General features: G+C 72.0%; 28 protein-coding genes. 11 read left to right on the top strand and 17 right to left on the bottom strand.

Going from position 1 to position 25,953, the window contains the following annotated elements:
• Window positions 1–110: 110 nt before the first annotated feature.
• The 4 genes from FH608_RS30745 to FH608_RS30730 are packed head-to-tail and all read right to left on the bottom strand — an operon-like array spanning window position 111 to window position 4,024.
• On the bottom strand, window positions 111–947 hold the full coding sequence (locus tag FH608_RS30745; protein ID WP_139634129.1) for a TIM barrel protein: 837 nt from the start codon (window positions 945–947) through the stop codon (window positions 111–113).
• A gap of 16 nt (window positions 948–963) precedes the next feature.
• A complete protein-coding gene (locus FH608_RS30740) occupies window positions 964–1,800 on the bottom strand; it encodes a carbohydrate ABC transporter permease (protein ID WP_139634128.1) in 837 nt (278 codons plus the stop codon).
• Window positions 1,794–2,681, bottom strand: coding sequence for a carbohydrate ABC transporter permease (locus FH608_RS30735; RefSeq protein ID WP_139634127.1), 888 nt, complete (start codon window positions 2,679–2,681; stop codon window positions 1,794–1,796). Before FH608_RS30735 ends, FH608_RS30740 begins: the two co-directional genes overlap by 7 nt.
• Window positions 2,682–2,698: 17 nt before the next feature.
• Window positions 2,699–4,024 carry an ABC transporter substrate-binding protein gene (locus FH608_RS30730; protein ID WP_139634126.1) on the bottom strand — a complete coding sequence of 442 codons (1,326 nt, stop codon included), beginning with the start codon at window positions 4,022–4,024 and terminating at the stop codon, window positions 2,699–2,701.
• A gap of 289 nt (window positions 4,025–4,313) precedes the next feature.
• On the opposite strand from FH608_RS30730, the gene FH608_RS30725 reads away from it, so the two are divergent.
• The 5 genes from FH608_RS30725 to FH608_RS30705 all read left to right on the top strand — a co-directional run bounded on the left by FH608_RS30725 (window position 4,314) and on the right by FH608_RS30705 (window position 9,254).
• The gene (locus FH608_RS30725; RefSeq protein WP_139634125.1) at window positions 4,314–5,315 is read left to right on the top strand and encodes an SIS domain-containing protein; all 1,002 of its coding nucleotides are present in this window, start codon (window positions 4,314–4,316) and stop codon (window positions 5,313–5,315) included.
• Window positions 5,316–5,350: 35 nt separating this feature from the next.
• Window positions 5,351–6,223, top strand: a complete 873-nt coding sequence (locus FH608_RS30720) for a PfkB family carbohydrate kinase (RefSeq protein WP_139634124.1) — start codon at window positions 5,351–5,353, stop codon at window positions 6,221–6,223.
• A gap of 43 nt (window positions 6,224–6,266) precedes the next feature.
• Window positions 6,267–7,385, top strand: coding sequence for a LacI family DNA-binding transcriptional regulator (locus FH608_RS30715; RefSeq protein WP_139634123.1), 1,119 nt, complete (start codon window positions 6,267–6,269; stop codon window positions 7,383–7,385).
• A 27-nt stretch (window positions 7,386–7,412) separates the two neighbouring features.
• Entirely contained in the window at window positions 7,413–8,771 is a 1,359-nt protein-coding gene (gene gdhA, locus FH608_RS30710) for an NADP-specific glutamate dehydrogenase (protein WP_193318711.1), read from the top strand.
• A 69-nt stretch (window positions 8,772–8,840) separates the two neighbouring features.
• Window positions 8,841–9,254 carry an RNA-binding S4 domain-containing protein gene (locus FH608_RS30705; protein WP_139634122.1) on the top strand — a complete coding sequence of 138 codons (414 nt, stop codon included), beginning with the start codon at window positions 8,841–8,843 and terminating at the stop codon, window positions 9,252–9,254.
• A gap of 24 nt (window positions 9,255–9,278) precedes the next feature.
• On the opposite strand, the gene FH608_RS30700 is transcribed toward FH608_RS30705, so the two are convergent.
• From FH608_RS30700 to FH608_RS30690, 3 genes are all read right to left on the bottom strand, one after another.
• On the bottom strand, window positions 9,279–10,142 hold the full coding sequence (locus FH608_RS30700; protein WP_139634121.1) for an SDR family oxidoreductase: 864 nt from the start codon (window positions 10,140–10,142) through the stop codon (window positions 9,279–9,281).
• 248 nt (window positions 10,143–10,390) lie between these two features.
• Window positions 10,391–11,227 carry a helix-turn-helix transcriptional regulator gene (locus FH608_RS30695; protein WP_139634120.1) on the bottom strand — a complete coding sequence of 279 codons (837 nt, stop codon included), beginning with the start codon at window positions 11,225–11,227 and terminating at the stop codon, window positions 10,391–10,393.
• 68 nt (window positions 11,228–11,295) lie between these two features.
• Window positions 11,296–12,333 carry an alcohol dehydrogenase catalytic domain-containing protein gene (locus tag FH608_RS30690; RefSeq protein WP_139634119.1) on the bottom strand — a complete coding sequence of 346 codons (1,038 nt, stop codon included), beginning with the start codon at window positions 12,331–12,333 and terminating at the stop codon, window positions 11,296–11,298.
• Between the two features lie 196 nt (window positions 12,334–12,529).
• Between FH608_RS30690 and FH608_RS30685 the strand changes: the two genes are divergently transcribed.
• Window positions 12,530–13,369, top strand: a complete 840-nt coding sequence (locus FH608_RS30685; RefSeq protein ID WP_139634118.1) for a helix-turn-helix transcriptional regulator — start codon at window positions 12,530–12,532, stop codon at window positions 13,367–13,369.
• 78 nt (window positions 13,370–13,447) lie between these two features.
• Window positions 13,448–14,311, top strand: coding sequence for an NmrA family NAD(P)-binding protein (locus FH608_RS30680; protein WP_139634117.1), 864 nt, complete (start codon window positions 13,448–13,450; stop codon window positions 14,309–14,311).
• A 7-nt stretch (window positions 14,312–14,318) separates the two neighbouring features.
• On the opposite strand, the gene FH608_RS30675 is transcribed toward FH608_RS30680, so the two are convergent.
• The 3 genes from FH608_RS30675 to FH608_RS30665 form a co-directional block, all read right to left on the bottom strand.
• Complete coding sequence (locus FH608_RS30675; protein ID WP_139634116.1) at window positions 14,319–15,053, bottom strand: TetR/AcrR family transcriptional regulator; 735 nt, start codon at window positions 15,051–15,053, stop codon at window positions 14,319–14,321.
• A 55-nt stretch (window positions 15,054–15,108) separates the two neighbouring features.
• Entirely contained in the window at window positions 15,109–15,816 is a 708-nt protein-coding gene (locus FH608_RS30670; RefSeq protein ID WP_139634115.1) for an SDR family NAD(P)-dependent oxidoreductase, read from the bottom strand.
• Window positions 15,817–15,915: 99 nt separating this feature from the next.
• On the bottom strand, window positions 15,916–16,536 hold the full coding sequence (locus FH608_RS30665; RefSeq protein WP_139634114.1) for a class I SAM-dependent methyltransferase: 621 nt from the start codon (window positions 16,534–16,536) through the stop codon (window positions 15,916–15,918).
• A gap of 163 nt (window positions 16,537–16,699) precedes the next feature.
• On the opposite strand from FH608_RS30665, the gene FH608_RS30660 reads away from it, so the two are divergent.
• On the top strand, window positions 16,700–17,719 hold the full coding sequence (locus FH608_RS30660; protein ID WP_139634113.1) for an SDR family NAD(P)-dependent oxidoreductase: 1,020 nt from the start codon (window positions 16,700–16,702) through the stop codon (window positions 17,717–17,719).
• 7 nt (window positions 17,720–17,726) lie between these two features.
• Here the strand turns inward: FH608_RS30660 and FH608_RS30655 are convergent, their stop codons facing one another.
• The 3 genes from FH608_RS30655 to FH608_RS30645 form a co-directional block, all read right to left on the bottom strand.
• Complete coding sequence (locus tag FH608_RS30655; RefSeq protein ID WP_139634112.1) at window positions 17,727–18,689, bottom strand: NAD-dependent epimerase/dehydratase family protein; 963 nt, start codon at window positions 18,687–18,689, stop codon at window positions 17,727–17,729.
• Window positions 18,686–19,123, bottom strand: a complete 438-nt coding sequence (locus tag FH608_RS30650) for a MerR family transcriptional regulator (RefSeq protein WP_139634111.1) — start codon at window positions 19,121–19,123, stop codon at window positions 18,686–18,688. Before FH608_RS30650 ends, FH608_RS30655 begins: the two co-directional genes overlap by 4 nt.
• Before the next feature lie 67 nt (window positions 19,124–19,190).
• Window positions 19,191–19,769 (bottom strand): TetR/AcrR family transcriptional regulator, encoded by a 579-nt coding sequence (locus FH608_RS30645; protein ID WP_139634110.1) that lies wholly within the window; start codon window positions 19,767–19,769, stop codon window positions 19,191–19,193.
• Between the two features lie 99 nt (window positions 19,770–19,868).
• On the opposite strand from FH608_RS30645, the gene FH608_RS30640 reads away from it, so the two are divergent.
• Entirely contained in the window at window positions 19,869–20,771 is a 903-nt protein-coding gene (locus FH608_RS30640) for an SDR family oxidoreductase (RefSeq protein ID WP_139634109.1), read from the top strand.
• A gap of 15 nt (window positions 20,772–20,786) precedes the next feature.
• Here the strand turns inward: FH608_RS30640 and FH608_RS30635 are convergent, their stop codons facing one another.
• Window positions 20,787–21,695, bottom strand: a complete 909-nt coding sequence (locus tag FH608_RS30635) for an amidohydrolase family protein (protein WP_193318721.1) — start codon at window positions 21,693–21,695, stop codon at window positions 20,787–20,789.
• Between the two features lie 84 nt (window positions 21,696–21,779).
• On the bottom strand, window positions 21,780–22,760 hold the full coding sequence (locus FH608_RS30630; RefSeq protein ID WP_139634107.1) for a helix-turn-helix transcriptional regulator: 981 nt from the start codon (window positions 22,758–22,760) through the stop codon (window positions 21,780–21,782).
• A gap of 97 nt (window positions 22,761–22,857) precedes the next feature.
• Between FH608_RS30630 and FH608_RS30625 the strand changes: the two genes are divergently transcribed.
• Together FH608_RS30625 and FH608_RS30620 are read left to right on the top strand one after the other, a co-directional pair.
• A complete protein-coding gene (locus tag FH608_RS30625) occupies window positions 22,858–23,442 on the top strand; it encodes a DinB family protein (RefSeq protein ID WP_139634106.1) in 585 nt (194 codons plus the stop codon).
• A gap of 8 nt (window positions 23,443–23,450) precedes the next feature.
• Window positions 23,451–24,539 carry a winged helix DNA-binding domain-containing protein gene (locus FH608_RS30620; RefSeq protein WP_139634105.1) on the top strand — a complete coding sequence of 363 codons (1,089 nt, stop codon included), beginning with the start codon at window positions 23,451–23,453 and terminating at the stop codon, window positions 24,537–24,539.
• An 11-nt stretch (window positions 24,540–24,550) separates the two neighbouring features.
• Here FH608_RS30620 and FH608_RS30615 read toward each other — a convergent pair whose 3' ends face one another.
• Together FH608_RS30615 and FH608_RS30605 are read right to left on the bottom strand one after the other, a co-directional pair.
• Entirely contained in the window at window positions 24,551–24,793 is a 243-nt protein-coding gene (locus FH608_RS30615; protein WP_226900043.1) for a DUF2000 family protein, read from the bottom strand.
• A 359-nt stretch (window positions 24,794–25,152) separates the two neighbouring features.
• A complete protein-coding gene (locus FH608_RS30605; protein WP_139634103.1) occupies window positions 25,153–25,848 on the bottom strand; it encodes an SDR family NAD(P)-dependent oxidoreductase in 696 nt (231 codons plus the stop codon).
• Between the last annotated feature and the right edge of the window lie 105 nt (window positions 25,849–25,953).

Here is a 25,953-nt window from a genome sequence, read left to right as displayed (position 1 = left end):
CCCGAGCCTCGGCCGCATCGGCCTCCTGCGGCACGCGCTCCATGTCCCCATATTTATAAAAATGAGCCCAAAGCGCTACAAAGCCCGCCTGAGAAATCCATGAGAACCGGTCAGGCGGGCAGGGCCGCGCGCACGGCGGCCAGGCAGCGCTCCACCACCGGGCGCGGGGCGAAGGCGTAGTCCCCGGCGCCGAACAGCTCGAACGTCATCGCGCCCCGGTACCCCCTGCGGTCCAGCGCCGCCAGGTACTCCCCCAGCGGCAGCTCCCCGTCGCCCCACGCCAGGTGCCCGGTGGGCGAGCCGTCGATGAGGTGCACGTGCCGGACCCTGTCGCCGAGCGCGTCGAAGTAGTCGTCCACGCTCTCGCCGGCCGCCGCCATGGCCACCGTGTCGAGCACGGCGCCCAGGTTCGGCGCGCCCACCTCGTCGATCATCCGGGCAAGCGTGCGCGCGTCGTTGACCAGGTTCGACTCCACCCGCTGCAGCGATTCGAGCACGCAGGACACGCCGAGCGTCCCGGCGTACGCGCAGATCTCGCCGATCGCGTCGGCCGACCGGCGCCAGGCACCGGCCACCGGCTCGCTCTCGAAGCCGCGCCCGGGGGTGAGGAGCAGGAACGCGGCGCCGAGTTCGGCGGCCAGTTCGGCGGCGCGGCGGAACATCGCCACGCTCTCCGCCCGCAGCCGGGTGTCCGGCGAGGCCAGGTTGACGGGGTAGGCCACCTGCTCGGGGGTGAGGCAGCGGACGGTGAGCCCGCGCGACTCCACGGCCCGGCGGACGGCCCGCGCCCCGGCGTCGCTCAGGTGGGGGATGTGGAGCTGCGGCGCGATGCCCCACAGCTCCAGGTGCTCGCGCCCGAGGTCGGCGGCGTCGTCGAGGAAACGCTCGAACGGCTGGTGCTGGTAGGAGAAGTTCGAGCCGGTGACCTGCCGGAGGGAGAGCGCCATCGGGATGTCCTTCCGTTCATTTGCCCACGCCGTCCGCGAGACCCCTGACGATGTAGCGCTGGCCGAGGAAGAACAGCAGCACCACGGGCAGCGCCGCGATCACCATCCCGGCGAAGACGACGGGGAAGTCCGTGCCGTGCCTGCTCATCAGGCTCGTCAGGCCGACCGGCAGCGTCTGCACCCCCTCGCCGCTGGTGAACACCATCGCGAACAGGTACTCGTTCCAGGCGAACAGGATATGCAGCAGCACGGTCGAGGTGATGATCGGCTTGCACATGGGCAGGATGATCCGCCAGAACGCGGTCCACCTGCCGCACCCGTCCATCTCGGCGGCCTCGTCCACCTCGCGGGGCAGGTCGATCATGTACGCCCGGATGAGGAACGTCGTGAACGGGACGCGGAAGGCGGTGTAGAGGATCAGCAGCGCCCAGAAGCTGTTGTACAGCCCCATGGCCTGGAACATCTTCACCAGCGGCACGAGCGCCACGGTGGGCGCCAGCATGAGCCCGCCCAGGATGCCCATGGTGACGACCCTGTTGAGCGGGATGTTCACGCGGGTGAGCCCGTAGGCCGCCCAGGCGCTGACGAACACGGTGGCGAGCGTGGAGGTCAGCGTGACGAGCACGCTGGTCGTCAGGTAGCCGCTCACCCCCCGGTTCCACGCCTTCCGGTAGCTCTCGAAGCTCCAGCTCGACGGCATCGCGAACGGGTCGCCGAACAGCTCGGTGTTGGTCTTGAACCCGTTGAGCACCATCCACAGCAGGGGATAGAGCACGACCACCGCGAGGCAGAGCAGGAACGCCCAGAGGAACACGCGGGCGATCACGCCGAGAAAGCCGGGGCGACTCACCATTCCACCCTTCCCCTGCGGGTGACCCACAGCTGCGCCACGGCGATGCCCATCGTGATCACGAAGATCACCGTTGCGATGGCGGCCGCGTAGCCGAAGTCGTTGCGTACGAAACCGTTGCGGTAGAGCCACGTGCCCAGCACCTGGCTCGAGTTGTCGGGGCCGCCGCTGGTCATCACCATGACCTCGTTGAACACCTGGAACGCGCCCGAGACGGTGACCATCATCATCAGCCCCGTCATCTCGCGGACCAGCGGCACCGTCACGTGGACGAAGCGGCGGACCGGGCCGGTGCCGTCGATGGCGGCGGCGCCGTAGATCTCCTTGGGGATGCGCTGGATCGCGACCGCGAAGAGCAGCGTCGAGTAGCCGAAGCCCTGCCACTGGCTCATCGCGATGATCGCCGGCATGGCGGTGCTCTCCTGGCCCAGCCACGCCTGGGCCAGGCTGTCCAGGCCGACTGCCTTGAGCAGGTGGTTGAGCGGGCCCAGGTTCGGCTCGTAGATGAAGTAGAAGAGCAGGCCGGCGACGGTCATCGAGATCGCCGACGGGATGAAGTAGATCGCCCGCAGGCCGCGCTGCCACCGCTCGCTCCGTACGCCCTCGATCAGCGCGGCCAGCAGCAGCGCGCCGAACACCTGGAAGGCGATCGAGACCACCGCGTACAGGACGTTGTTGCCCATCGACGACCAGAAGACCGGGTCGTCGATCAGCTTGCGGTAGTTGTCGAGCCCGACGTACTCCTGGCTGCCGCTGTAGATGTCCCACTCGAGCGTGCTGAACTCGAAGTTCTGCACGAGCGGCAGGTAGACGAACACCACGACCAGCGCGAGGGCGGGAGCCACCCACGCCAGGCCGAGCGCCCGCTGACGTATGGCACGCACTGACGTCGCTCCCCGGCCTACTTGGCCGACTCCGACGCCTCGCGGACGCTCGCCAGCACCTGCTCGGGCGTCGAGCCGCCGCTGATCAGCGCCTCGCCGCCGGCCAGCCAGGCGTCGGCCACCTCGGGCACGGTCACGGTGTCGAGCCAGCCGGCCAGGCGCGGCGCCTTGTTGACCAGCTCCATGCCCTCGTAGACGGCCTTGCTCGACGTCTCGGCCGTGACGGCGCCGACGACCGTGCTGGGCTGCCCGTACGGCGGCGCCGACAAAGTCTCGGCGTTGTCCATGGAGGTGACGAACTTCATGAAGTCCACAGCGAGCGCGGCCCGCGGTGACCTGGCGTTGACCAGGTAGCCCTCGGGCGCGCCCTCGATCGTCTCGGTGTCACCGGCGGCGCCCTGCGGGACCGGCAGCGGGAAGATGCCGAAGTCGTCCGGCTTCAGGCCGTCGTCGTCGGTGGCGTTGTCGAACTCCAGGACCTCCTGGTAGTACATCGCCGCCTTGCCGTCGTGCAGGGCCTGCTGCGCCGAGCTGTAGAGCACGCCGTTGGTGCCCTTGCCGGTGTCGGTGCAGGTGTCGACCAGCTTCTTGAACTGGGTCAGCGCGGCCACGTAGCCGGGGTGGTCGAGCTTGGCCGTCCTCGGGCTGAAGTCGGCCTGCAGCGTCTCGGCCGGCACGTTGTAGGCGAAGAGCTGCTGCAGGTAGTGCAGGGCGGGCCAGCCGTCCTTGTTGCCGAAGGCGACGGGCTCGTAGCCCGCCTCGCGCAGCGCGGCGCAGCTTCCCAGCATCTCCTCGAACGTCGTGGGCACCTTGACCCCGGCCTTGGCGAACGCGGCCTTGTTGTAGCCCATGAACTTGCCGTTGCCGTACAGCGGGATGCCGTAGTACTTGCCGTCGTACGAGAAGGCCGACAGCGAGCCGGGGCTGAACGTCCTGCCCCACTCGGTGTCGGGGCCGATCACCGCGCTGAGGTCGGCGGCGCGCCCGCCGCGCACGAAGTTCTCCGCCCAGTTGCCGCTCCAGGTGAAGAAGATGTCGGGCAGCGCGTTGGAGGCGGTGAGCGTCTTCGTCTTGTCCTTGATGCTCTGGTCGGTCTCCTGGATGAGCTCGACCTGCACGCCCGGGTGCTGCTTCTGGTACGCGGCGGCGATGTCCTCGAAGTACGGCTGCAGCGGCTCCCCCGCGAACTTCGTGAGGATGCTCAGCGTGCCGGAGAACTCCGTGGTGGCCGTCAGGTCGGCCTTGGGGGCGTCGGCGGCCGGTCCGCCGCCACCGCCGGAACAGCTTGCCAAGGTGAGCGTCCCGAGGAGTGCCGCGAACGACGTCAGTGCGCGAGAGCGCATGGGCTTCCTTTCTCTCGGAGGAGAGGGGACCTGCCGGTGCTCGGAGCGCACCTCGGATCCGCTGGTGGGGGTGTTGGCTGACTGTACAGATGAACTGATACCGGTACCAGACCGTCGACCAAGATTTTCTTTCCGGCGCTCCTGAGCGAAGGACTGTGCATGCTGGGAGGGAGTGTTGACGCAGGGGCGCCTTCTGTGCCAGCGTGACCTCCGCGTGATACCGGTATCAGCATCCCATCGCCAGGCTGAGCGGCGCCGGCGCGCAAGCATTCCCCGAAAGGACGCGAAGATGCTCGGATTCAACGAGCCGGAATTCCTCGCGCAGCTGGCCAGCACGGTCGCCCTGCGCCCCCAGATCGAAGAGCTCGTCGACCGGCTCGTGGAAGAGGGGTTCGACACCCTCCTGCTGGTCGGCGCCGGCGGCACGTACGCCCAGATGTGGCCCTACGAGCACTGGGCCGGGCGCGCCTCGACGCTCGACGTGCGCGCCGCCATCGCGGCCGAACTGGTCGTCTCAGGCGACGCGCGGCTCGGCGGGCGCGCGGTGGCGGTCTTCACCTCGGTCTCCGGCACGACCGAGGACAGCCTGCGCGCGATCGAGTACGTCAAGGGCAAGGGCGCCTTCACCGTCGGCTTCACCGGCTACCCCGACTCGCCGATCGCCAAGGCCGTGGACGCCGCGCTCGTCTCCGAGCCGAAGGCGTGGCCGTTCGACCCGCAGATGCTGCTGTTCGTGGGGCGGCTGCTCGCGCGGCGCGGCGAGTTCGAGGGCTACGAGCGGCTCGCCGGCGAGCTCGCGGGGCTGCCCGGCGTCCTGCTGGAGGTGGCCAGGCAGGCGGAGCCGGTGGCCGCCGCCTTCGCCGACGCGCACAAGGACACGGACTACCACTTCCTCATCGGCGGCGGGAACCTGTGGGGATTCACGTACCTCTACTCGATGTGCATCCTCGAGGAGATGCAGTGGCTGCGCACCACGCGCGTGCACAGCGCCGAGTTCTTCCACGGCTCGCTGGAACTGCTGGACGAGGACACCAGCGTGATCATCTTCCAGGGCGAGGACGAGACGCGCCCGCTCACCGACCGCGCCGAGTCGTTCGCCAGGCGCATCTCCAAGGACGTCACCGTCTTCGACACCCGTGACCACGCGCTCGACGGCGTCAGCCCCGAGTTCCGCGGGCTGCTCGCGCCGCTGGTCCTCGACACCGTGCTGGGCCGGGTCAGCAAGCACCTGGAGCGGGTCCGCGACCACTCTCTCGACCTGCGCCGCTACTACCGGGTCATGGACTACTAGGCCGCAACCGCCCGCCCACCAGGCACAGGAGAAACATGAGGGTCCTCGGCTTCGGCGACAACATCGTCGACCGGTTCGTCGATCGGGGCATCGACTATCCGGGCGGCAACAGCGTCAACGTCGCCGTCTTCGCCGGCCGGCTCGGCGCCGAATCCGCCTACCTCGGGGTCTTCGGCGACGACGACCTCGGCGGTTTCCTGCGCGCGTCGATCGCCGCCCAGGGCGTCGGCGTCGAGCGCTGCGTGGTCCGCGCGGGCGAGAGCGGCGTCTCCAGGCTGCGCGTGGACGACGGCGACCGGGTCTTCCTGGGCTGGAACGGCGGCGGTGTCACCGTACGCGAGCCGCTCGCGCTGGACGGCGGCCTGCTCGCCTACGTCTCGTCGTTCGACCTGGTGCACTCCAGCGTCTACTCCGGCAGCGAGGACGAGCTGCCCAGGCTCGCGCCGCTCGCCTCGCTGGTCAGCTTCGACCTGTCCAGCGAGGACGACTACCGCGACCCCGCCTACCTCGACCGCGTCTGCCCGCACGCCGACCTGGTGCTGCTGTCCTGCTCCCATCTGGACGCGCCGGGCACGCGGGAGCTGCTGGGCGAGGCCGTACGGCGCGGCGCCGGGCTCGCGCTCGCCACCAGGGGCGTGGACGGCGCGATGGCCTTCGACGGCCGCGAGACCGTCACCGTGCCGGCCAGGCTCGTCGAGGACCCGGAGAAGATCGTCGACACGATGGGGTGCGGCGACGCCTTCCTGGCGGGGTTCGCGGTCTCGCTGCTGCGCGGCGGGTGGAGCAAGGGGGCCGCGCCGGGCCGCGACCTGATCGGGCGCGCGCTGCGGGCCGGGGCCAGGACCGCGTACGACCAGTGCTTCGTCGAGGGCGCCTTCGGCCACGGCAGGCCCGCGGTGCACGGCTAGCATGGGCGTGCCCGCGTCCCCGCAGAAACGAGGAACCCGTTCGATGCCAGCCGACCGGAGCCAGGGAGGCCGGCCGACGATCTCCGAGGTGGCCGCCGAGGCGGGGGTCGGCCGCGCCACCGCCGCCCGCACGCTCGGCGGATACGGCTACGTCAGCCCCGAGCTGCGCGAACGCGTGCTGGCCGCGGCCGAGAAGCTCGGCTACCGCACCAACGCCCTGGCCCGCAGCATGTCCACCGGCGTCAGCCACACCCTCGGCGTGATCCTCGCCGACATCGGCAACCCGTTCTTCGCGGGGGTCATGCGGGGCATCTCCGACGCCTCCCGCGCCCGGGGGTTCGACACGATCGTGCTGAGCACGTACGAGCGGCTCGACGAGGAGGTCGCGGCCACCGACGTGCTCATCGACAAGCGCGTGGACGGCGTCATCATCGCCTCCGCGGCCGTCGGCCGCGACGAGGTGAAGCACATCAGGGCGGCGATGGGGCGGGGCATCCCGATCGTGCTCGTGGACCGCGCGGTCACGCCGCTCGACCTCGACACGGTCGTCATCGACAACCGCGGCGCGGCGCGCGAGGCGGTCGAGGTGATGATCTCGGCCGGGCACCGGCGGATCGGGTTCGTGTGGGGGCCGTCCTCCGTGTCCACGCCGGTGACCAGGCGCGCCCTGCTGGAGACCGCGCGCAACGTGTGGACGGACGGCGAGCGCCTGCGCGGCTACCTCGACGCGCTCGACGACGCCCGGATCCCGCTGGACCCCGAGCTGGTCATGACCGGGCCCAAGACCGAGGAGTGGGCGACCCAGGAGGTGGCCCGCATGCTGGCGCTGCCCGACCGGGTCACCGCTCTGTTCTGCACCGAGACCGACGCCGTGACCGGCGCCCTGCGGGCCGTTCGGGCCGCCGGGCTGTCCTGTCCCCGCGACATCTCGCTGATCGGCTTCGACGACAGCGCGTGGGCCGCCGTGATGGAGCCGCCGCTGACGATGATCGAGCAGCCGGTGCGGCAGCTCGGCGCGAAGGCCGCGGAGGTCCTGCTCGACGTGCTCGACGGGGGCGAGCCACGTCACGAGGTTCACACCTTGAGCTCCCGCCTCATCACTCGCGCGTCGGTCGCGCCGCCAGGAAAGGGCACGTTCTACTCACAACAGAGCAAACCGTAAAGTGAGGACGTCCGCCCCAACCAATCAATGAGCTTGGAGTTCGTGGTGCACGAGAAACTGTCGTCGATCTACGACAACGTCCTCCGCCGCAACCCCGGAGAGATCGAGTTCCACCAGGCGGTGCGCGAGGTGCTCGACAGCATCGGCCCGGTTCTCGCGAAGCACCCCGAATACGCCGAATCGAAGATCATAGAGCGCATCTGCGAGCCCGAGCGGCAGATCATCTTCCGGGTGCCGTGGCTGGACGACCAGGGGCAGGTGCAGATCAACCGCGGCTTCAGGGTGGAGTTCAACAGCGCGCTGGGCCCGTACAAGGGCGGCCTGCGCTTCCACCCGTCGGTCTACCTGGGGATCGTCAAGTTCCTGGGCTTCGAGCAGATCTTCAAGAACGGGCTGACCGGCCTGCCGATCGGCGGCGGCAAGGGCGGCTCGGACTTCGACCCGAAGGGGCGCTCCGACCGCGAGGTCATGAGCTTCTGCCAGAGCTTCATGACGGAGCTCTACCGGCACATCGGCGAGTACACCGACGTGCCGGCCGGCGACATCGGCGTCGGCGGGCGGGAGGTCGGCTACCTGTTCGGCCAGTACAAGCGCATCACGAACCGCTACGAATCCGGCGTGATCACCGGCAAGGGGCTGGTGTACGGCGGCGCCCAGGTGCGCACCGAGGCCACCGGCTACGGCTGCAGCTTCTTCGTGGAGGAGATGCTGAAGGCGCGCGGCACGTCGTTCGACGGCAAGCGGGTCGTGGTCTCCGGCTCGGGCAACGTGGCGATCTACACCATCGAGAAGATCGAGCAGCTCGGCGGCGTCGTCGTGGCGTGCTCCGACTCATCCGGCTACGTGCTCGACGAGAAGGGCATCGACCTGGCGCTGCTCAAGCAGATCAAGCAGGTCGAGCGCGGCAGGCTGGACGCCTACGCCGAGCGCCGCGGCCAGGACGCCACCTTCGTGCCTGGCCGCAACGTCTGGGAGGTGCCCTGCGAGGTGGCCATGCCGTCCGCCACGCAGAACGAGATCACCGGCCGCGATGCCGCCTTCATGGTGAACAGCGGCTGCATCGCGGTCGGCGAGGGCGCCAACATGCCGACCACCCCCGACGGCATCAAGGTGTTCCTGGAGGCGGGCGTCGCGTTCGGCCCCGGCAAGGCGGCCAACGCGGGCGGCGTGGCGACCAGCGCGCTGGAGATGCAGCAGAACGCCAGCCGCGACTCGTGGACGTTCGAGTTCTCCGAGCGCCGGCTGCAGGAGATCATGCAGGACATCCACGTCCGCTGCCTCCAGACCGCGGACGAGTACGGCATGCCGGGCAACTACGTGGCCGGCGCCAACATCGACGGGTTCCGCCGGGTCGCCGACGCCATGCTGGCGCTCGGCCTGATCTAGCGGCACGCGACATCATGGGCCCCACGGCGGCCCCGCTCGTGCGCGATCCACGCTCAGTACAGTGTCGGGGTGGCAGATGAGCAGACCAGTGCGCGGGTGGACAGCTGGATCTGGTCGGTGCGCCTGACCAGGACCCGTTCGATCGCGTCCGACGCCTGCCGGGGCGGCCACGTCCGGGTCAACGGCGTGCGCGTCAAGCCCGCGCACGCCGTCCGGGTGGGCGACGAGATCCGGCTGCGGCACGAGGGGCGCGAACGCATCGTGGTCGCCTCCCGAATCATCACCAAGCGCGTCGGGGCCGCCGTGGCGGCCGAGTGCTACGTCGACAAGAGCCCTCCGCCGCCTCCCCGGGAGGAGACCGTGACGGTGGCCGTCCGCGCCCGTGGCGCGGGCCGTCCCACCAAACGCCAGCGGCGCGACATCGACCGGCTGCTCGGACGCGCGGAGGGCCGCACCCGCGAGCCCAGGGAGCCACGCGGCTGACCCCCGCACCGGGTCGACGGGGGCTCAGCCGGGCAGGGTCTCGCCGCCGATGGGGGCCAGGACCTCCCCCGTGTAGTACGACGAGAGCCGGCCGGCCGCGAAGAACACGTACGACGGAGCGATCTCGTCGGGGTCGGCGGCCCGCTGCATCGGGGCCTGCTTGCCGAACTGGTCCACCTTCTCCTCCGGCATGGTCGCCGGGATGAGCGGGGTCCAGACGGGCCCCGGCGCCACCGCGTTGATCCTGATGCCCCGGTCCACGAGGCTCTGCGCCATCGAGTAGGTGAAGGCGTTGATCGCGCCCTTGGTGGTGGCGTAGTCGATGAGCGTCTTGTTGCCGCGCAGCCCGTTGACGGACGAGGTGTTGATGATCGCCGATCCGTCGCCCAGGTGCGGCAGCGCCGCCTTGGTGATGCGGAAGTAGCTGTGGATGTTGACGTCGAAGGTGTGCTGCCACTGCTCCTCGGACAGCTCCTCCAGCGACTGGACGGGCTGCTGGTAGGCGACGTTGTTGACGAGGATGTCCAGGCCGCCCAGCTCGGCGACCGTGTGCTCGACGACGGAGGCGCAGTGGTCGCGGTCGGCGAGGTCGCCGGGGATCAGCACGCATCGCCGGCCCGTGGCCTCGACCAGCTTCATCGTGTGTCCGGCGTCCTCGTGCTCGCTCAGGTACGCGATGGCGACGTCGGCGCCCTCCTTGGCGAAGGCCACGGCCACTGCCCGACCGATCCCGGAATCGCCACCGGTGACCAGGGCGCGCTTGCCCTCCAGGAGGCCGCTGCCGGTGTAGTGGCGCATCTCGTCGCGCGGCTCGGGCTCCATGCGGTCGGTGTGCCCCGGGTACGGCTGCTGCTGGGCGGGTGGCGTGCTGTCCGGTTGTTCTGGCATGGCTGCCGCATGCCCGCGCTTGCCCGGGATTAACGCCCGGCGAGGGATTGCACCACCGCCCGTCCGCCGCCTCCAGGGCGGTGATCTCGAAGAGCTGCCGCGCCGGAAGGGGCGTGCAGGGGGTGTGGTGACGATGCATGCGCTATCTCCTCGCTGCGGGACGATCGGCTCGGCCTGGGTCAGCGGTGCTCCGCAAGCCGGGCCTACCCGCGGATTCCGGGCACAATCTTCCGTCTCGGCGGAGGCCGTCAGATGAGTTCCTGGGTGCCGAGCACCGTGACGAGAGCCAGGCGCTCGGCCTCCTCGGTGCCGGGCTCGGCCGTGTAGACCATGATGCGGAGGTCGGTGCCGGCGGCGGTGAGGATGTCGCAGTCGAGGGTCAGCGGGCCCACGCGGGGATGGTCGATCGTCTTGCGGGCCGACACGTGGTGGCCGACCGTGCCGGAGTCCCACAGCTCGGCGAACCGGGTGCTTGCCGTCCGGAGCTCGGCGATCAGGCGGCGCAGGCGCGGGTCCGCCGGGTAGCGGGTGGCGGCCGTCCGCAGGTCGGAGACGAGGGCCGCCTCCAGCGCGCGCCGTTCCTCCGGTGACTGCCGCACCCGGTTGCCCGCGCCGGCGAAGGTGCGCCAGACCCCGTTCCGCTCGTTGCCCCGCCACGTCGACGGGTCCCCCATGAGAGCCGCGTACGCCGGGTTGGCCAGCAGCAGCGTCCATGCCGCGTCGTAGACCGCGACGGGAGTCCCGGTCATCCGGTCCAGCAGCCGGTGCACGCTCGGGGTCAGGTACGCGGGGACCGTCTCCGGCCCCGGCGGCACCAGCCCGGCCAGCCGGAAGAGGTGGACGCGCTCCGGCGGTGACAGCCGCAGGGCCCGCGCCAGCGCCTCCACGACCTGCCCCGAGGGGCTGGTCGCCCGGCCCTGTTCGAGGCGCGTGACGTAGTCGACGGAGATTCCCGCCAGCAGGGCCAGCTCCTCCCGGCGGAGCCCCGGCGCCCGCCTGTGGCCGCCCGCCGGGAGCCCGGCCGACTCCGGGTTCACCCGGTCGCGGAACCGGCGGACCGCGTTTCCGAACTCACCGCTCGCCACAGTCACCAGTCTGCCCTGCCGGCCGCGTACCAGCCTGGTACCGGTGGTCCCAGGCAGGCGGCCGGCGGTCACTTGCCGGTGGTGAGGACCATGCGGTAGCGGGCGTCGCCGGACATCATCCGGTCGTAGGCCGCACCGACCTCGTCCAGGGGCCGGGTCTCGATCATGGCCCGTACGCCGGTCAGGGCGGCGAAGTGCAGGGTCTCCTCGACGTCGCGCGCGGTGCCGGACGGGTGCCCGTGCACGGACCTGCTGGCCCCGATGAGCTGCAACGGGCTGACCTGGATGGGCTCCGGCGTGGCGCCGATCACGACGAGCTCGCCGTTGTGGCGCAGACCGTCGATGGTAGCGCTCATGGCGGAGGAGCTGGCCGCGGTGGCGAGCACGACCTTGGCGCCGCCCAGGGCCTGCAGCTGTGCGGCCACGTCACCGGCGGTGCTGTCGATGTAGTGGTGGGCGCCGAAGTTCTTGGCCGCCTCCTCCTTGGCGGCGCCCCGCGCGACGGACACGGTCTCGAACCCGAGCTTGGCGGCGAACTGCACGCCCAGGTGGCCGAGCCCGCCCAGGCCGAGCACGGCGACGAGGTCGCCGGGGCCGGCGGGGCTGCGCCGCAACGCGTTGAAGGTGGTCACGCCGGCGCACCCCATGGGCGCGGCCTCGACGGCGGTGAGGCCCTCGGGGATGCGGGCCAGGGCGGACGCGGGCACGACCACGGCCTCGGCGTAGCCGCCCGGGTAGGCCCAGCCGGGGACCTGGAGCCGGGCGCAGTGGATGAAATCGCCCTCGCGGCAGGCCAGGCAGGTTCCGCAGTGGCCGCCGAACCAGCCGACGGCCACCCGGTCGCCCACGGCCCAGTCCTCGACACCGTCACCGAGCGCGTCGATGCGCCCGGCGATCTCGTGCCCGGTGACCAGCGGGAACGACACCCCGGGGAAGGTCGCGTCGACGAACCCCTCGTCGGAACGGCAGACCCCGCACGCCTCGACCGTCAGGCGGACGTGACCGGGCCCCGGCTCGACCAGCTCGCGCTCGACCACGCTGAACGGACCGCCGGCCTCGGTGACCTGGGCGGCGCGGAAGGTCGGCGGCTTGCTCTCCGTGGACATGATGGATCCCTTTCGTCAGGAAACGGTGGGTGGAGCGGGGACCCGGTCGCACCGGCCCCGTGTCCAGCACACCACCTTCCTGCCCACCACAACGGCTCCGAGCAGGCCCTGAACGGGCAGGTACGGTAAAGGCAGGTACTGACAGGGCCACCTTCGAGGCAGGCCCGTGACCCGCGACCGGATGACACTGGTGACCATGAAGAGCGAACTCGCCGGTTTCCTGCGCTCCCGCCGCGCCCGGATCACCCCCGACCGGGCGGGGCTGCCCGAGGACGGCCGCGCCCGCCGAGTGCCGGGGCTACGCCGTGACGAGGTCGCCCGGCTCGCCGGCATGAGCACCGAGTATTACACCCGGCTCGAACAGGGCCGCGCCGGGACGCCGTCGCCGGAGGTCGTCGAGGCCCTCGCGCGAAGCCTCCAGCTCGATCCGGCCGAGCGCGAGCACCTCATCGACCTGCTGGCGCGGCCCAAGCCCGCGCGCAGCGCCCCCACCGCTCCGCAGCGGGTCCGGCCCGGCCTCCACCTCATGCTCCAGACCCTGGAGCACGTCCCCGCCTTCATCGTCGGCCGGCGCACCGACATCCTGGCCGCCAACCGCCTCGCCCGCGAGGTGCTGACCGATTTCGACGCCCTGCCCGTCCCGCAGCGCAACCTCGCCCGCTATTACCTCCTGGACCCCGAGGCCCGGCACCGGGTCGTCGACTGGGAGCAGATCGCCGCCGAGACCGTCGCCATGCTCCGTTTCGAGGCGGGCCGCCACCCGAACGACCGGCGGCTCGCCGACCTCGTCGGCGAGTTCACCCTGCGCTGTCCCGAGTTCAGCACCTGGTGGAACGACCACCGCGTCATGCGCCGCACCCACGGCACCAAGCGCTACCACCACCCGGAGGTCGGGGAGCTCCACTTCTCGTACGAGAGCCTCCAGCCCCCGGGCGACCCCGACCAGACGCTGGCGGTCTACAACGTCGAGCCCGGCTCCCCCACGGCCGACGCGCTCCGACTGCTGAGCAGCCTGATCGCCGATCATTATCACTGATAACAATTTATTGATTCCACCGCTAATACCAGTGATACGCTGACGGTGTTTCCATCGGAAGTATCACTGGAGTGCCACATGATCATCGTGACCGGTGCCACCGGACTGCTCGGGCGCCAGATCGTCGAGCGGCTGCTGACCCGCGTGCCGGCGGGCCGGATCGGGCTCAGCGTCCGCGACCCCGAGAAGGCCCAGGCCTTCGCCGACCAGGGCGTACGGGTGCGCCGCGGCGACTTCGCCGACGCCGGTGGCCTCGCCCACGCCTTCGAGGGCGCCACCCAGGTGCTGATCGTCTCCATCGACAAGATGGGCGACGAGGCCGTACGCGGGCACCGTGCCGCGATCGACGCGGCCGTCGCGGCGGGCGCCCGCCGCGTCCTCTACACCAGCCACATGGGGGCCAGTGCCACCTCCCACTTCCAGGCCTGCCGCGACCACGCCGCGACCGAGGAGGCCCTGCGGGCGTGCGGCGTGCCGTACACCTCGCTGCGCAACGGCTTCTACGCGGCCAGCGCGGTGCGGTTCCTCGTCCAGGCCACGGGATCCGGCCGGCTCGCACTCCCCGCCGACGGGCCGGTCAGCTGGACCTCCCACGACGACCTCGCCGAGGCGGCCGCCGCCGTGCTGGCCGACGAGGGCCGCTTCGACGGCCCCACTCCCCCGCTCACCGCGGCCGAGGCGCTCGACTTCGACGACATCGCCCGCATCGCCGGCGACGTGACCGGCCGTCCCATCAGCAGGACCACCGCACCCGACGACCGGTTCAGGCGGCAGATGGAGGAGCACGGCGTGCCGGCCGGGTACGCGGGCCATCTGCTCGACATCTTCGTCGCCGCCCGCGCGGGGGAGTTCGCCACCGTCGATCCCACCCTGGCGACCCTGCTGGGCCACGAGCCCACCCCGCTGAGCGCCGTCCTGCGCAAGCACCTGCCCGGCGCCTGAGCCGGGCTCACCCGCGGGCGGCCAGGCGGTCGAGCCACTCGCCGAGGAGCTGCTGCTCCGCCCCGCTGAGCGCGCTCTGCTGGGGCAGCACGGCGCGCAGCGCCCGGGCCGCGCCGGCCGGACCCGGGTCCTGCACGACCGGCTGCTCGGTGGTGACAGCGGTGATCATGGACTCGCGCATGGTGGTCAGCAGGGCCGGGTCGCGCCGGTCCTCGGGGAGCGACAGCCAGGTGAGCACGGCGCCGCGGGCCGTGGCGTGGATGATCGCGGCGGCGAGCGATTCGTCGACGCGCAGCCTGCCCGCGGCGGCGAGGTCGCGGATGCGCCCGAGGAGGATCTCCATGCCGGCCCTGAACGCGGCCGAGTCGGTGCCGCGCCGGGGCTCGCCATACATGATCGCGTAGAGCGCGGGGTTGGCCAGCCCGAACTCGACGGCCAGGTCCCAGCCCGCCCGCAGGTTCTCGACCGGGTCGTCCGGGGTGGGGACGGCGCGCTTGGCCTCGACGAACGCGGCGTAGCCGTGCTCGGCCACCGCCTCCAGCAGCCCGTCCATGTCGTCGAAGTGGCGGTAGATCGCGGGGGGCTGCACCCCGGCCGCGGCGGCGACCGCGCGGGTGGTGACGGCGTCGCGCCCCTCGCGTGCCAGGAGGTCGGCCGCGGCCTCGATCACGCGCCGGCGGGTCAGCTCCCGCCCCTCCGGCGCGGAGCCGGAGGGGGTGTCCGGCCTTGGTCTCCTAGGCATGGAGGCCATGATACGGCCGGCCCCGTATCGACGTGAGTATCGCTGATATCACGGTTTACCAGGGCAAAGGTCCCTCCGCGTCGACGAAGCCTCCGGTGGGGCCGTCGGGGCCGACCTGCGCCATGCGGACGATGATCTCGGCGCCCTGCTCGACCGTCTGAATGCCGGTGTTCCCGTTGAGGTCCGTCTTGGTGAAGCCCGGCTCCACCGCGTTGATCCGCATGCCGGGGAACGCCTTCGCGAACTGCACGGTGACCATGTTGACCGCGGCCTTCGACGCCGGGTACGCGACGCCGGGGTAGGCGTGGGCGGGAGTGCCGGCGGCCGTCATCCGGGTGAGGGAGGCCAGGCCGCTGCTGACGTTGACCACGACCGGGGCGGCCGAGCGCTGCAGCAGCGGCAGGAACGCGTGCAGGACGCGCACCATGCCGAACACGTTGGTCTCGAACACCTCCCGCATCGTGCCGGCGGTGACGTCCGCGGCGCCGATCACGCCGTTGCCCTCGGTACGCCCCTCGATGCCGGCGTTGTTGACCAGCACGTCCAGCCCGCCCTCGGCCTCGATGATCTTGGCAGCGGCGGCGACGGACGCGTCGTCCGTGACATCTAGTTGCACGCTCCGCGCGCCCACCCGTGCGGCGGCCCGCCGCCCGCGCTCGGGGTCACGGCTGCCGACGTAGACGGTGTGGCCCGCCGCGACGAGGCGGCGGGCGGTCTCGAACCCGAGACCCTTGTTCGCTCCGGTGATCAGTGTTGTCGTCATGTCTCCACGGTGCGCCGGGAGCGCCCGGTCAGCCAGGCGTCCGGGCTTCCTGGGACCGGCGGTACCAGGAAGCCTCGGGGCGGCCTCCCGGGCGCCGGTTCACCGCAGGCGCCGGGCCCGCAGGACGGTGTCGTGGGTGTGATGTGTGCCGGCGGGGCCGGGCCTCGTCCGCGGGCGGGTCTCGTTGATCAGTACGGTCCAGGTGTCGTCGAGGAGCTCGGCGATCTCGGCGGGCTGGTAGAAGGCGCGGGGATCGACGCCGTCCTCCAGGATCGGCGGCAGGTCGGCGAGGTCGTGGCCGGCGATGAGCAGGGTGCCGCCGGGCGCGACGGCCTCCAGCAGGCCGCGCGGCGCGGCGTGGTCCGGCTGGTGCGGGATCGGGAAGTAGTGGGCGGACACCAGATCGAACGCGGCGGCCGGGGGCGGCGTCGTGAGCACGTCGGCCAGCGTCCACGTCACCCGGCCCGCTACGTCCGTACCGTCCGTGCTGGACGCGGCGTCCTCGGCGGCGCGTTGCAGGGCGGTCGACGAGATGTCGACCGCGGTCACCTTCCAGCCCTGCCCGGCCAGCCAGATCGCGTCCCCGCCCTCCCCGCATCCCACGTCGAGCGCCCGCCCCGGCGGCAGGCCGGTGATCTCGGTGACGAGCACCCCGTTGGGCGCGCCGCTGAAGAGCCGCTCGCGGCTGCGATATCTCTCGTCCCAGAACTGTGCGTCCATGTGTCCCTGCCTTGTCGTCTGTCCGCCGCCAACCTGCCCCACCCCCTGACGAGCTGACAATTTTCCTTGCCGATCCGGCAAAACCCGGGAGTCCGTACGATCGCGCAAGAAATGCGAACTCGTAGCTATTCAGCGTACGGACGAAGGGGCGCAGGCTGGGAACATGACTCAGAAGCAGCAGCCCATCGGATCCGGTTTCACCGCGGCCTCGACCGCCGACGAGGTGCTCAAGGGCATCGACCTGTCGGGCAGGAATGTCATCGTCACCGGCGGCCACCGCGGGATCGGCCTGGAGACCACCCGCGCGCTCAGCAAGGCCGGCGCGTCGCTCACCGTGGCCGTGCGCAACCCCGACGGCGCCGCCTCCGCGCTGGCCGGGATCGAGCGCGCCGAGGCCGGCCGGCTGGACCTCCTGGACCCGGCCTCGATCGACGCCTTCGTCGCCCGCTACCTCGGCTCCGGCCGCCCGCTCCACATCCTCGTCAACAACGCCGGCATCATGGCCGGCCCGCTGGTGCGGGACGCGCGCGGCTACGAGTCGCAGTTCGCGACCAACCACCTCGGCCACTTCCAGCTGACGCTGGGCCTGCTGCCCGCCCTGCGCGCGGCTCGCGGCGCCCGCGTCGTCAACGTGACCTCCGGCGGCCACCGCCTGTCCGACATCCGCTGGGACGACCCCCACTTCACCAGCGGCTACGACGACATGGGCATGCTCGGCTACGGCCAGTCCAAGACCGCCAACGTGCTGTTCGCCGTCGAGCTGGACCGCCGCTGGGCCGAGGACGGGATCCGCGGCTACGCCGTGCACCCGGGCATCGTCTTCGGCACGAACCTCGGGCCGCACCTGGCCGAGGGCGAGGAGCGCACCCCCTGGCTGAGCGACGACGAACTGCGGGCCATGGGGCTGATCGACGCGTCCGGCCGGCCCGTCAACGACCCGGACCGCGAGTTGAAGACGCCGCAGCAGGGCGCGAGCACCTCCGTGTTCGCCGCGACCAGCCCGCTGCTCGCCGGCATCGGCGGCGTCTACCTGAAGGACAACGACATCTCACCGCTGGACACCCCGAGGCCCATCGACTTCGGCACCGAGCAGGACGTCCCGTCGGACGTCGTGCCGCACGCCGTCGACCCGGATTCGGCGCGGCGGCTGTGGGAGCTGAGCGAGCGGCTGCTCAAGCGGTAGGGCGCGGTCAGGCCCCGGCATCGAGCAAACTCCGCGCCGTCTCCACGATCGTCGTCTCGGCGGGCCGGGGGCGCCAGCCGAGCTCGTCGCGGGCCCGGTCGTTGTGGATGATCAGCCGCGGCGGGTCCTCCCCCGGCGCCTCCCGCGTGGGCACGCGCGCGGCCGGCGAGCCGAGCCGCCGGCGCAGGATGTCCGCCACCTCCAGGAAGCTCAGCGTCGGGCCGTCGGCGACGGCCAGGAAGCGCCTGCCCGCGGCCTTGGGCTCCGCCATGGCGCGGATGTGCAGGTCGGCCACGTCGCGCACGTCGACGACGCCGAAGCGCTGGCGGGGCAGGACGCTCAGCGCTCCGTCCAGCCCCATCCTGATGAACTGTGTCGAGGAGCGTGGAACGTCCGTGAGGCCGGGCCCGAGGATGAACGTCGGATTGACCACGACGAGTTCGGTGTCGCCGCCGTCCCGCTCCATCAGGTCCCACGCGGCGCGCTCGGCGATCGCCTTGGAACGCGGGTACGGCGCCAGCCCCGGCGTGTCGGGATCGGTCCAGTCGTCCTCGGTGTACTCGGCGCCCGGCTTGGGCGTGTAGCCGACCGCGGCGAAGGACGAGGTGAGCACGGCGCGCCTGGCCCCCGCGTCGCGCGCGGCACGCAGCACCCGCAACGCGCCCTCGCGGGCGGGGACGATCAGCTCGTCGGGATCGTCGGGCTGGACGAGCGGGATGGGCGAGGCGACGTGATAGACCTCCTCGCACCCGGCCAGCGCGGCGGGCCAGCCGTCGTCGGCCATCAGGTCCGCGGTGACGACCTCCAGTCCGGCGTCATCGGCGCCGCCGCGGCGCACGGCCGCACGCAGGCCGGGCTCCTGGGCCTTCGAGCGCACGGTGGCACGCACCGCGACCCCCTCCCGCAGCAGCGCGGCGACCAGCCGCGTCCCCACGTAGCCCGACCCGCCGGTCACCAGGGCCCTGCTCATCCCCGCACCTCCAGACGGCCGGCCGCCTCGATGGAACGCCGCATCGCCTCGTCCTCGGCGGCCGCGTCGCCGAGGGCGCGGGCGTCCCACAGCGCCGCCTTGCCGCGCAGGTAGGACAGCCGTACCTGCTGGGCGGCGATCTCGGCCTCGATGCGCTCCGCGTGGCGCAACAGCAGATCGCGCTGCTCGGCCGCCGCCGCGCGCCCGCGCGTGCGGTTGGCGAGGTACGTGCGCATGTCCTCGATGCCGACGCCGACCGCGCGAAGGCAGGCCAGCATCTCGATCACGTGGGCGTCCTCGGCGCCGTAACGCCGATGGCCGCTGCTGTCGTCACGGTCGATCGGGCCGACCAGCCCGACCTCCTCGTAGTAGCGCAGCGTCGGCTCGCTCAGCCCGCTGCGCCGGGACATCTCCTGGATGCTCAGAGCAGTCATACGGGAAGCGAAACACACCTCAAGCGCTTGAGGTCAAGCCGGTACGCTCACGCCGGCTCGCCGCGGGTCAGGCAGCCCCGGCGCAGGTCAGGTCGCTGATCGCGGCGAGGCCCTCGCGTTGCAGCTCCAGCAGGTCGCGAGTCTCTCCAGGAGCGATCCACCGCGCGAAGGCCGTCCTGAACACGAGGGTGACCAGCTCGCCGGCCAGGGAGGCGGTCATGTCGGGGACGCCGCGCGCGACGAGCGCGCCGGTCACGGCGTGGGAGAGCTTCGCCAGCTTGAGCAGCTCGCGCTCCCGCAGCTGCTCGTTCGCCACGATGATCCCGTTGCGTACGCGGGCGAAATCCCGGCCCCGCCCGCACCGCAGGGCCTCGCCGCCGGCGTCGAGCGCCGCGATGAGCAGGCCGGACACGGGCGCGTCCGCCGGCGCGTCCGTGACCGCGTTCACGAAGACCGCCTGGAGCTGCTCCTCGCCGGCGAACAGCACCTCGCGCTTGTCGGCGAAGTGCCGGAAGAACGTCCGCTCGGTCACCCCGGCCCGCCCGGCGATCCCGGCCACGGTCGTCGCCTCGTAGCCGTCCTCGGCGAACAGCTCCATCGCCGCCTGCTGCAGGCGATCTGACGCCCCCGGTGCCCAACGTGCCATGTCGGGATCGTAACCGGAACCAGGGTGATGACATAGCCTGACATCACGGCTATGCTGACTGATGTCAGTTCATGACATCAGCAGGGAAGTGAGCACACCATGCACGTCTTCGTCACCGGAGCGTCCGGATTCATCGGGCGAGCCGTCGTCGCCGAACTCGTCGCCGCGGGCCACGAGGTGACCGGCCTGGCCCGCTCCGACGCGTCGGCGGCCGTCGTCAAGGACCTCGGGGCGGCCGTCCACCGCGGCGACCTCGACGACCTCGACCGGATCCGCGAGGGCGCGAGCGCGGCCGACGCCGTGGTCCACCTCGCGAACAAGCACGACTGGACCAACCCCGAGGCCACCAACCGCGCCGAACGTGCCGCGGTCCAGACGATCAGCGACACGCTCGCCGGGTCCGACCGGCCGTTCGCGCTCGCATCCGGCCTGGCCCTGCCCGGCCTCGGCCGCCCCTCGACGGAGCGGGACCCCAACCCCTCCGTCGGCCCCGACTCCATGCGCGGCGGCGCCGAGAACCTCGCCCTGACGTACGCCGGCCGCGGCGTGCGCGTCATCCCCGTCCGCTTCGCCCCGACCGTCCACGGCGAAGGCGACCACGGCTTCATCTCCATCGTCGCCCAGGCCGCCCGGCGGCGCGGAGCCTCCCTCTACCCCGGCGAGGGCGCCAACCGCTGGCCCGCCGTCCACCGGTCCGACGCCGCGCGCCTGGTCCGGCTCGGGCTCGAGAAGGCGCCCGCCGGCACGATCCTGCACGCCGCGGCCGAGGACGGCGTGCCCGTCCGGCAGATCGCCGAGGCACTCGCCGACCGCCTCGGCGTGCCGGCGAAGTCCGCCCCGGCGGAGCAGCTCGCCGACGAGCTGCCGTTCGTCGGCCGGTTCCTGGGCGCCGACATGCCCACCACGAGCACGATCACCCGTGACCTGCTCGGCTGGCGCCCCACCGGCCCCACCCTCCTGGAGGACATCGCCGCGGGCTACTACGACGTACACGCCGATTAGGCCGGATCGACGGCCCTACAGGCCGAACAGGGTCGCGGCGTTGTCGTGGCAGACGGCCCGCAGCCAGTCGCGTCCGAGTCCCAGCCGTTCCAGCGCGTGGAGCTGGTGCAGGTAGGGGTACGGGATGTTGGGGAAGTCGGAGCCGAGCAGCACGCGGTCGCCGAGGGCGGTGAGCCGTGGCAGGGCCCGGTGGGGGAACGGCATGAACCGTTCGGTGAAGTCGGTGAACGCCATCGTCGTGTCCAGCCGTACCTCGTCGTGGCGTTCGGCGAGGTCGAGGAACTCCTCGTACTCGGGCATCCCCATGTGCGCGACGATCAGCCGCAGCTTCGGGTGGCGGGCGAGCACCCGCGCGATGGGCTCGGGGCCGGTGTGCCTGCCGGGCGCGGGCCCGGAACCGCAGTGCATCACCACGGGGACGCGGGCCTCGGCCAGCAGCCCCCATGCCCGCTGGAGGCGTTCGTCGGCCGGGTCGTACGCTCCCACCTGGACGTGGGCCTTGAACACGCGCGCCCCTGCTTCGACGGCCTCGCGGACGTACGTCTCGACGTCCGGCTCGGGGTAGAGGGTGGCGGTGTGCAGGCAGCCGGGGGTGCGGCGGGCGAAGTCGGCCGCCCATCCGTTCAGCCACCTGGCCATGTCCGGCTTGTGGGGGTAGAGCATCGCGGTGAAGGCCCGTACTCCGAACTCCCGCAGCAGGGCCGTCCGCTCCGCCTCCTGCTTCCGATACGTGATCGGCCACCCCAGCCCGCCGATCAGCGGCCCGTGGTCGTCGAAGTAGTCCCAGACCTTGTGCAGGACGCGCTCGGGCATGAAGTGGGTGTGGACGTCGATCAGCCCGGGAAGGCCGAGCCCGCCCCAGAAACGGCGGATCTCACCGGCCTCCTCGTCCAGAGCCGTGGGGGTGGAACTCACCTGATGCAGCCTCTCTCGAACGAGCTCTTCTGAACTGCGAGACAACCATGCCCTCCGTCCGGTGCGACGCCCGGGGCCGGGACCGGGGCGTGGTCAGGCGGGTGGGCCGGTCGCGGCCTGGGTGTAGCGGCGGGCCAGGTGCGCGAAGGCGCGCTTGAGCTCGGCGGGCCCGACGACTTCGATGTCGGCGTCGAACCTGCCGATGGCGGCGGCCAGGCCGAGCCAGGACCAGGAGCCCAGGACGAGCCGGCAACGGTCAGGCCCGAGTTCCTCGACGACTCCGTCGCGGGTGTGACTCGACACGACGGCGGCGGGGAGGTCGAGGATCACCTCCCCGCGGCAGGGCCAGTCTCCGGAGCCGCCGGAGCCCCGGAACCTGGCGGTCACGAAGGCGGCCACGTCGCCTCCGGGCAGCTCGCGCGGGGTGAAGCGGGGCCCGTTGGGGGTGCGCGGGGCGATCCGGTCGGCGCGGAACGTACGCCAGTCGTCGCGGTCGAGGTCCCAGGCGACGAGGTACCAGCGCCCGCCCCAGGTGACGAGGTGGTGGGGCTCCACCCGGCGGGGCGGGGCGTCGCCCGCCTCAGGCGGCAACGCGGGGGTGTAGGCGAAGCGCAGCACTTCGCGGGCGTGGACGGCGGTGCTGAGCGCCGTCAGCACGCCGGTGCCGACCTGGGGATGGACCACGGGCGGCGCCACGGCGGTGACCTGGAGGGTGTCGATGCGGTGGCGCAGCCGTGCGGGCATGACCTGCCGGACGGTGGCCAGCGCGCGGGCCGCGGCCTCCTCGATCCCGGCGCCGGTGGTGGTGGCCATCTGAAGGGCGACCGCCAGCGCGACGGCCTGCTCGTCGTCGAACAGCAGCGGCGGCAGCTCCGCGCCGGCGTCGAGCCGGTAGCCGCCGTCGGGCCCCTTGAAGGCCACGATGGGGTAGCCGAGCTCGCGCAGGCGGTCGACGTCGCGGCGCACGGTGCGCGGGCTGACCTCCAGCCGCTCGGCCAGCAGGGCCGCCGGCCAGTCGCGTCGCGCCTGGAGCAGGGAGAGCAGCGCCAGCAGCCGCGCTGATGTCTTCGGCATGACTCCCATGGTGCCGGGAGAAGAGGACACATCCTGGCCGCATCTGCTGCGATCGTCCTTCCGTACCCGAGAACCGAACGGAAGGACCCTGTAGGCGATGACCACCAGCACCGGCACCGCGACGTCCCCTGCCCTCGACGCCGAGCGGGCCGACCTGCTCGACCAGCTCGGGGCCGCGCGCTCCGCCCTGCTCACCTCCGTGCGCGGGTTGAGCGACGAGCAGGCCGGCGAGCGTCCCACGGCCAGCGCCCTGTGCCTGGGCGGCCTGGTCAAGCACGTCGCGTCCATGGAGGACGCCTGGCTGAGGTTCGTGGTGGAGGGCCCTTCGGCCATGCGCTACGACCTGCCCGAAGGCGTGACCTGGGCCGACTTCGCGGCGGGCACCGCACGGGAGTACCCGCAGTGGGCGATCGACCACCAGAACGAGTTCCGGATGCTGCCCGGTGACACGCTGGCCGGCATCATCGAGCGGTACGAGCGGATCGCCGCCCGCACCTCGGAGATCATCGCGTCCGTCCCCGACATGTCGGCCACCCACCCGCTCCCGGAGGCGCCCTGGCACGAGCCGGGAAAGGTGTACACCGTGCGGCGCGTGCTGGCGCACCTCATCGCCGAGACCGCCCAGCACGCCGGCCACGCCGACATCCTCCGGGAGACGCTCGACGGGCGGAAGTCGAGCTGACGCCGGCGATGACCGTTCTCGGCACCAGGGCGCTCAACCGCGCGACGCTCGCCCGGCAACTGCTGCTCGACCGCGCCGCCACCCCGGTCCTCGACGCCGTCGCGCACCTGTGCGGCCTGCAGGCGCAGGAGCCGCAGGAGCCGTTCGCCGGGCTGTGGTCGCGGCTGCGCGCGTTCGACCCGGCGGTGCTGGACGGTCTGCTGGCCGGGCGGAAGGTCGTGCGTACCCACCTCATGCGCCGCACCGTCCACCTCGTCACCGCCGGCGACGCCCTGGCCTGGCGGGCCCGCCACGACGCCATGCTGCGCCAGCGGGTGCTGGGCACGTACCGCCGCGAGCTCGACGGGACCGATCTCGACGAGCTGGCGGCGGCGGCCCGCGCGGCGCTGGCCGACGGCGAGCCCCGTTCGATGACCGAGATCGCCCGGATGCTCGCAGGACGCCGGCCTGGGCCGGGCCTGCGGCCCCTCGGCGAGCTGGTGGTGGCCGCCCTCGTCCCGATGGTGCAGCTGCCGCCGCGGGGGATGTGGCGCGTACGGTCGGGGGTGCGCAACGCCCCGCTCTCGGTGTGGCTGGGCCGCGACATCGACCCGCCCGCCCCGGCGGGGACCGACCCGGTCGGCGAGGCGCTGGTGCGCCGCTACCTGGCCGCGTTCGGCCCGGCGGCCTCCGCCGACCTGCGTGCCTGGTGCGGCCTGGCCGGGCTGCCCGCCGCGGTGGCCGCCGTCCGGGGCGAGCTGGTCAGCTTCCGTGACGAGCGCGGTCGCGAGCTGCTCGACCTGCCGGACGCGCCGCGCCCCGACCCCGGCACACCGGCCCCCGTACGGTTCCTGCCGGCCTTCGACAACGCGATCCTCGGCTACCACGACCGCGGCCGGATCATCGACGACGCCCACCGCGGCCTGTCCGTCGCGGGCGCGCGGGTCGTGCTGGTGGACGGCCGGGTCGCCGCGACCTGGACGCAGGACGCGGGCACCGTGACCGTCACCCCGCTGCGCGACCTCACCCGGGCCGAGCGCGCCGCCGTCGCCGAGGAGGGCGCGGACCTGGCGTCGTTCCTTTCGGGCGGCGACAGCGACCGCGTACGGATCTCCTGAGGAGCGGCCTTTCACGGCATCAGCGGCAGGCGGCCCACGATCTTGTCGACGCGGTTGCGGGGGCCGACGATGCTGACCGCGTAGTACTCGATGTCCTCGGCCCCGGTCTCCTTCACCGTGGCGAGGTAGTCTGCGTAGACGCGCGTCTGCTGCGCCGCGGCGGGCATGTCGGCCACGAAGCAGGTGCCGGCCGCCACGCAGACGGCCGCGTTGACGGCACGGCCGGCGGGCAGGCCGTCGTTGACGATGACCACCCACTTGAGGCGTGCCGCCCGGGTGGGGGCGGTGGGGTCGATCTCCTCGGGCGCGAAACCGACAACCCGCCGCCGTCGGCGTCTCGCCGACCACGGCGCTCGACCGCACCCTCGCCCTGCGCCAGCGGCAGGTCATCCGCGGCGCGCTCCTCGACGTGGACCTGGCCGCGATCGGGCGCCCGGTCCAGGCCCTCATCGCCATCCGGGTACGCCCGCCGTCGCGGCGCAACATCGAGGGCTTCCGCAACTGGGTCAGCCAGTTGCCCGACACGCTCGGCGTCTACGTGCGTGTACGAGCACATCCGCGACAACCGGATCGCCCCCGCCGGCGACCAGGGCGGGCGCCCGCCACCGGGGCCTCACCAGACGGCCGTGCCGCTGTTGTCGAAGTAGCCGCTGGTCGGCCCGTCGGCGCCGATCGAGGCCATGCGGACGATGACCTCCGCACCTTCCTCCACGGTCTGGGGACCGGTGTGCCCGTTGAGGTCGGTGGCGGTGTAGCCGGGATCGACGGTGTTGAACCGGATGGCGGGGTACGCCTTGGCGTACTGCGCGCTGATCATGACCAGCGCGGTCTTGGAGGAGTTGTAGTCCAGCGACCTCACCTGGAACTCCACCCGGTCGGGGTCGCCGGTCGCCGCCAGCGAGCCCAGGCCGCTGCCCACGTTGACGACGACCGGGGCGTCACTCGCCTCCAGCAGCGGCAGGAAGGCGTGCGTGACGCGCACGACGCCGAAGACGTTCGTGTCGTACGTGGTCATCATGTCGGTCCCGGTGGTCTCCCCCACCGGCTTGCGCGCTCCCACGATCCCGGCATTGTTGACCAGGACGTCCAGCCGGCCGGCGTCCGCCCGGACAAACTCGGCGGCGGCCTTCACGGAGTCCTCGTCGGTGACGTCGATCTGGACAAAGCGCGCGCCGAGCCGCTCGGCCGCCTCCCGCCCGCGCCCGGCGTCCCGCGCCCCGGCATAGACGGTGTGCCCGGCCTCGATCAGGCGCCGGGCGGTCTCGAAGCCGAGACCCTTGTTCGCTCCGGTGATCAATGTGATGGTCATGCGCTCTCGCTCCAGTGATCTGTTCGGCTTGGTGACGCCTCCCACCTTTCTCGCCTCGCGAAGGGACAGGCAGTGCCCGCCTCAGCCAGTGGACCGCCAGTACCA

It is taken from the genome of Nonomuraea phyllanthi, assembly GCF_006334985.2.
In the GTDB taxonomy this organism is placed as follows: Bacteria; Actinomycetota; Actinomycetes; order Streptosporangiales; family Streptosporangiaceae; genus Nonomuraea; species Nonomuraea phyllanthi.
This window is presented reverse-complemented; position numbering and strand designations above follow the sequence as displayed.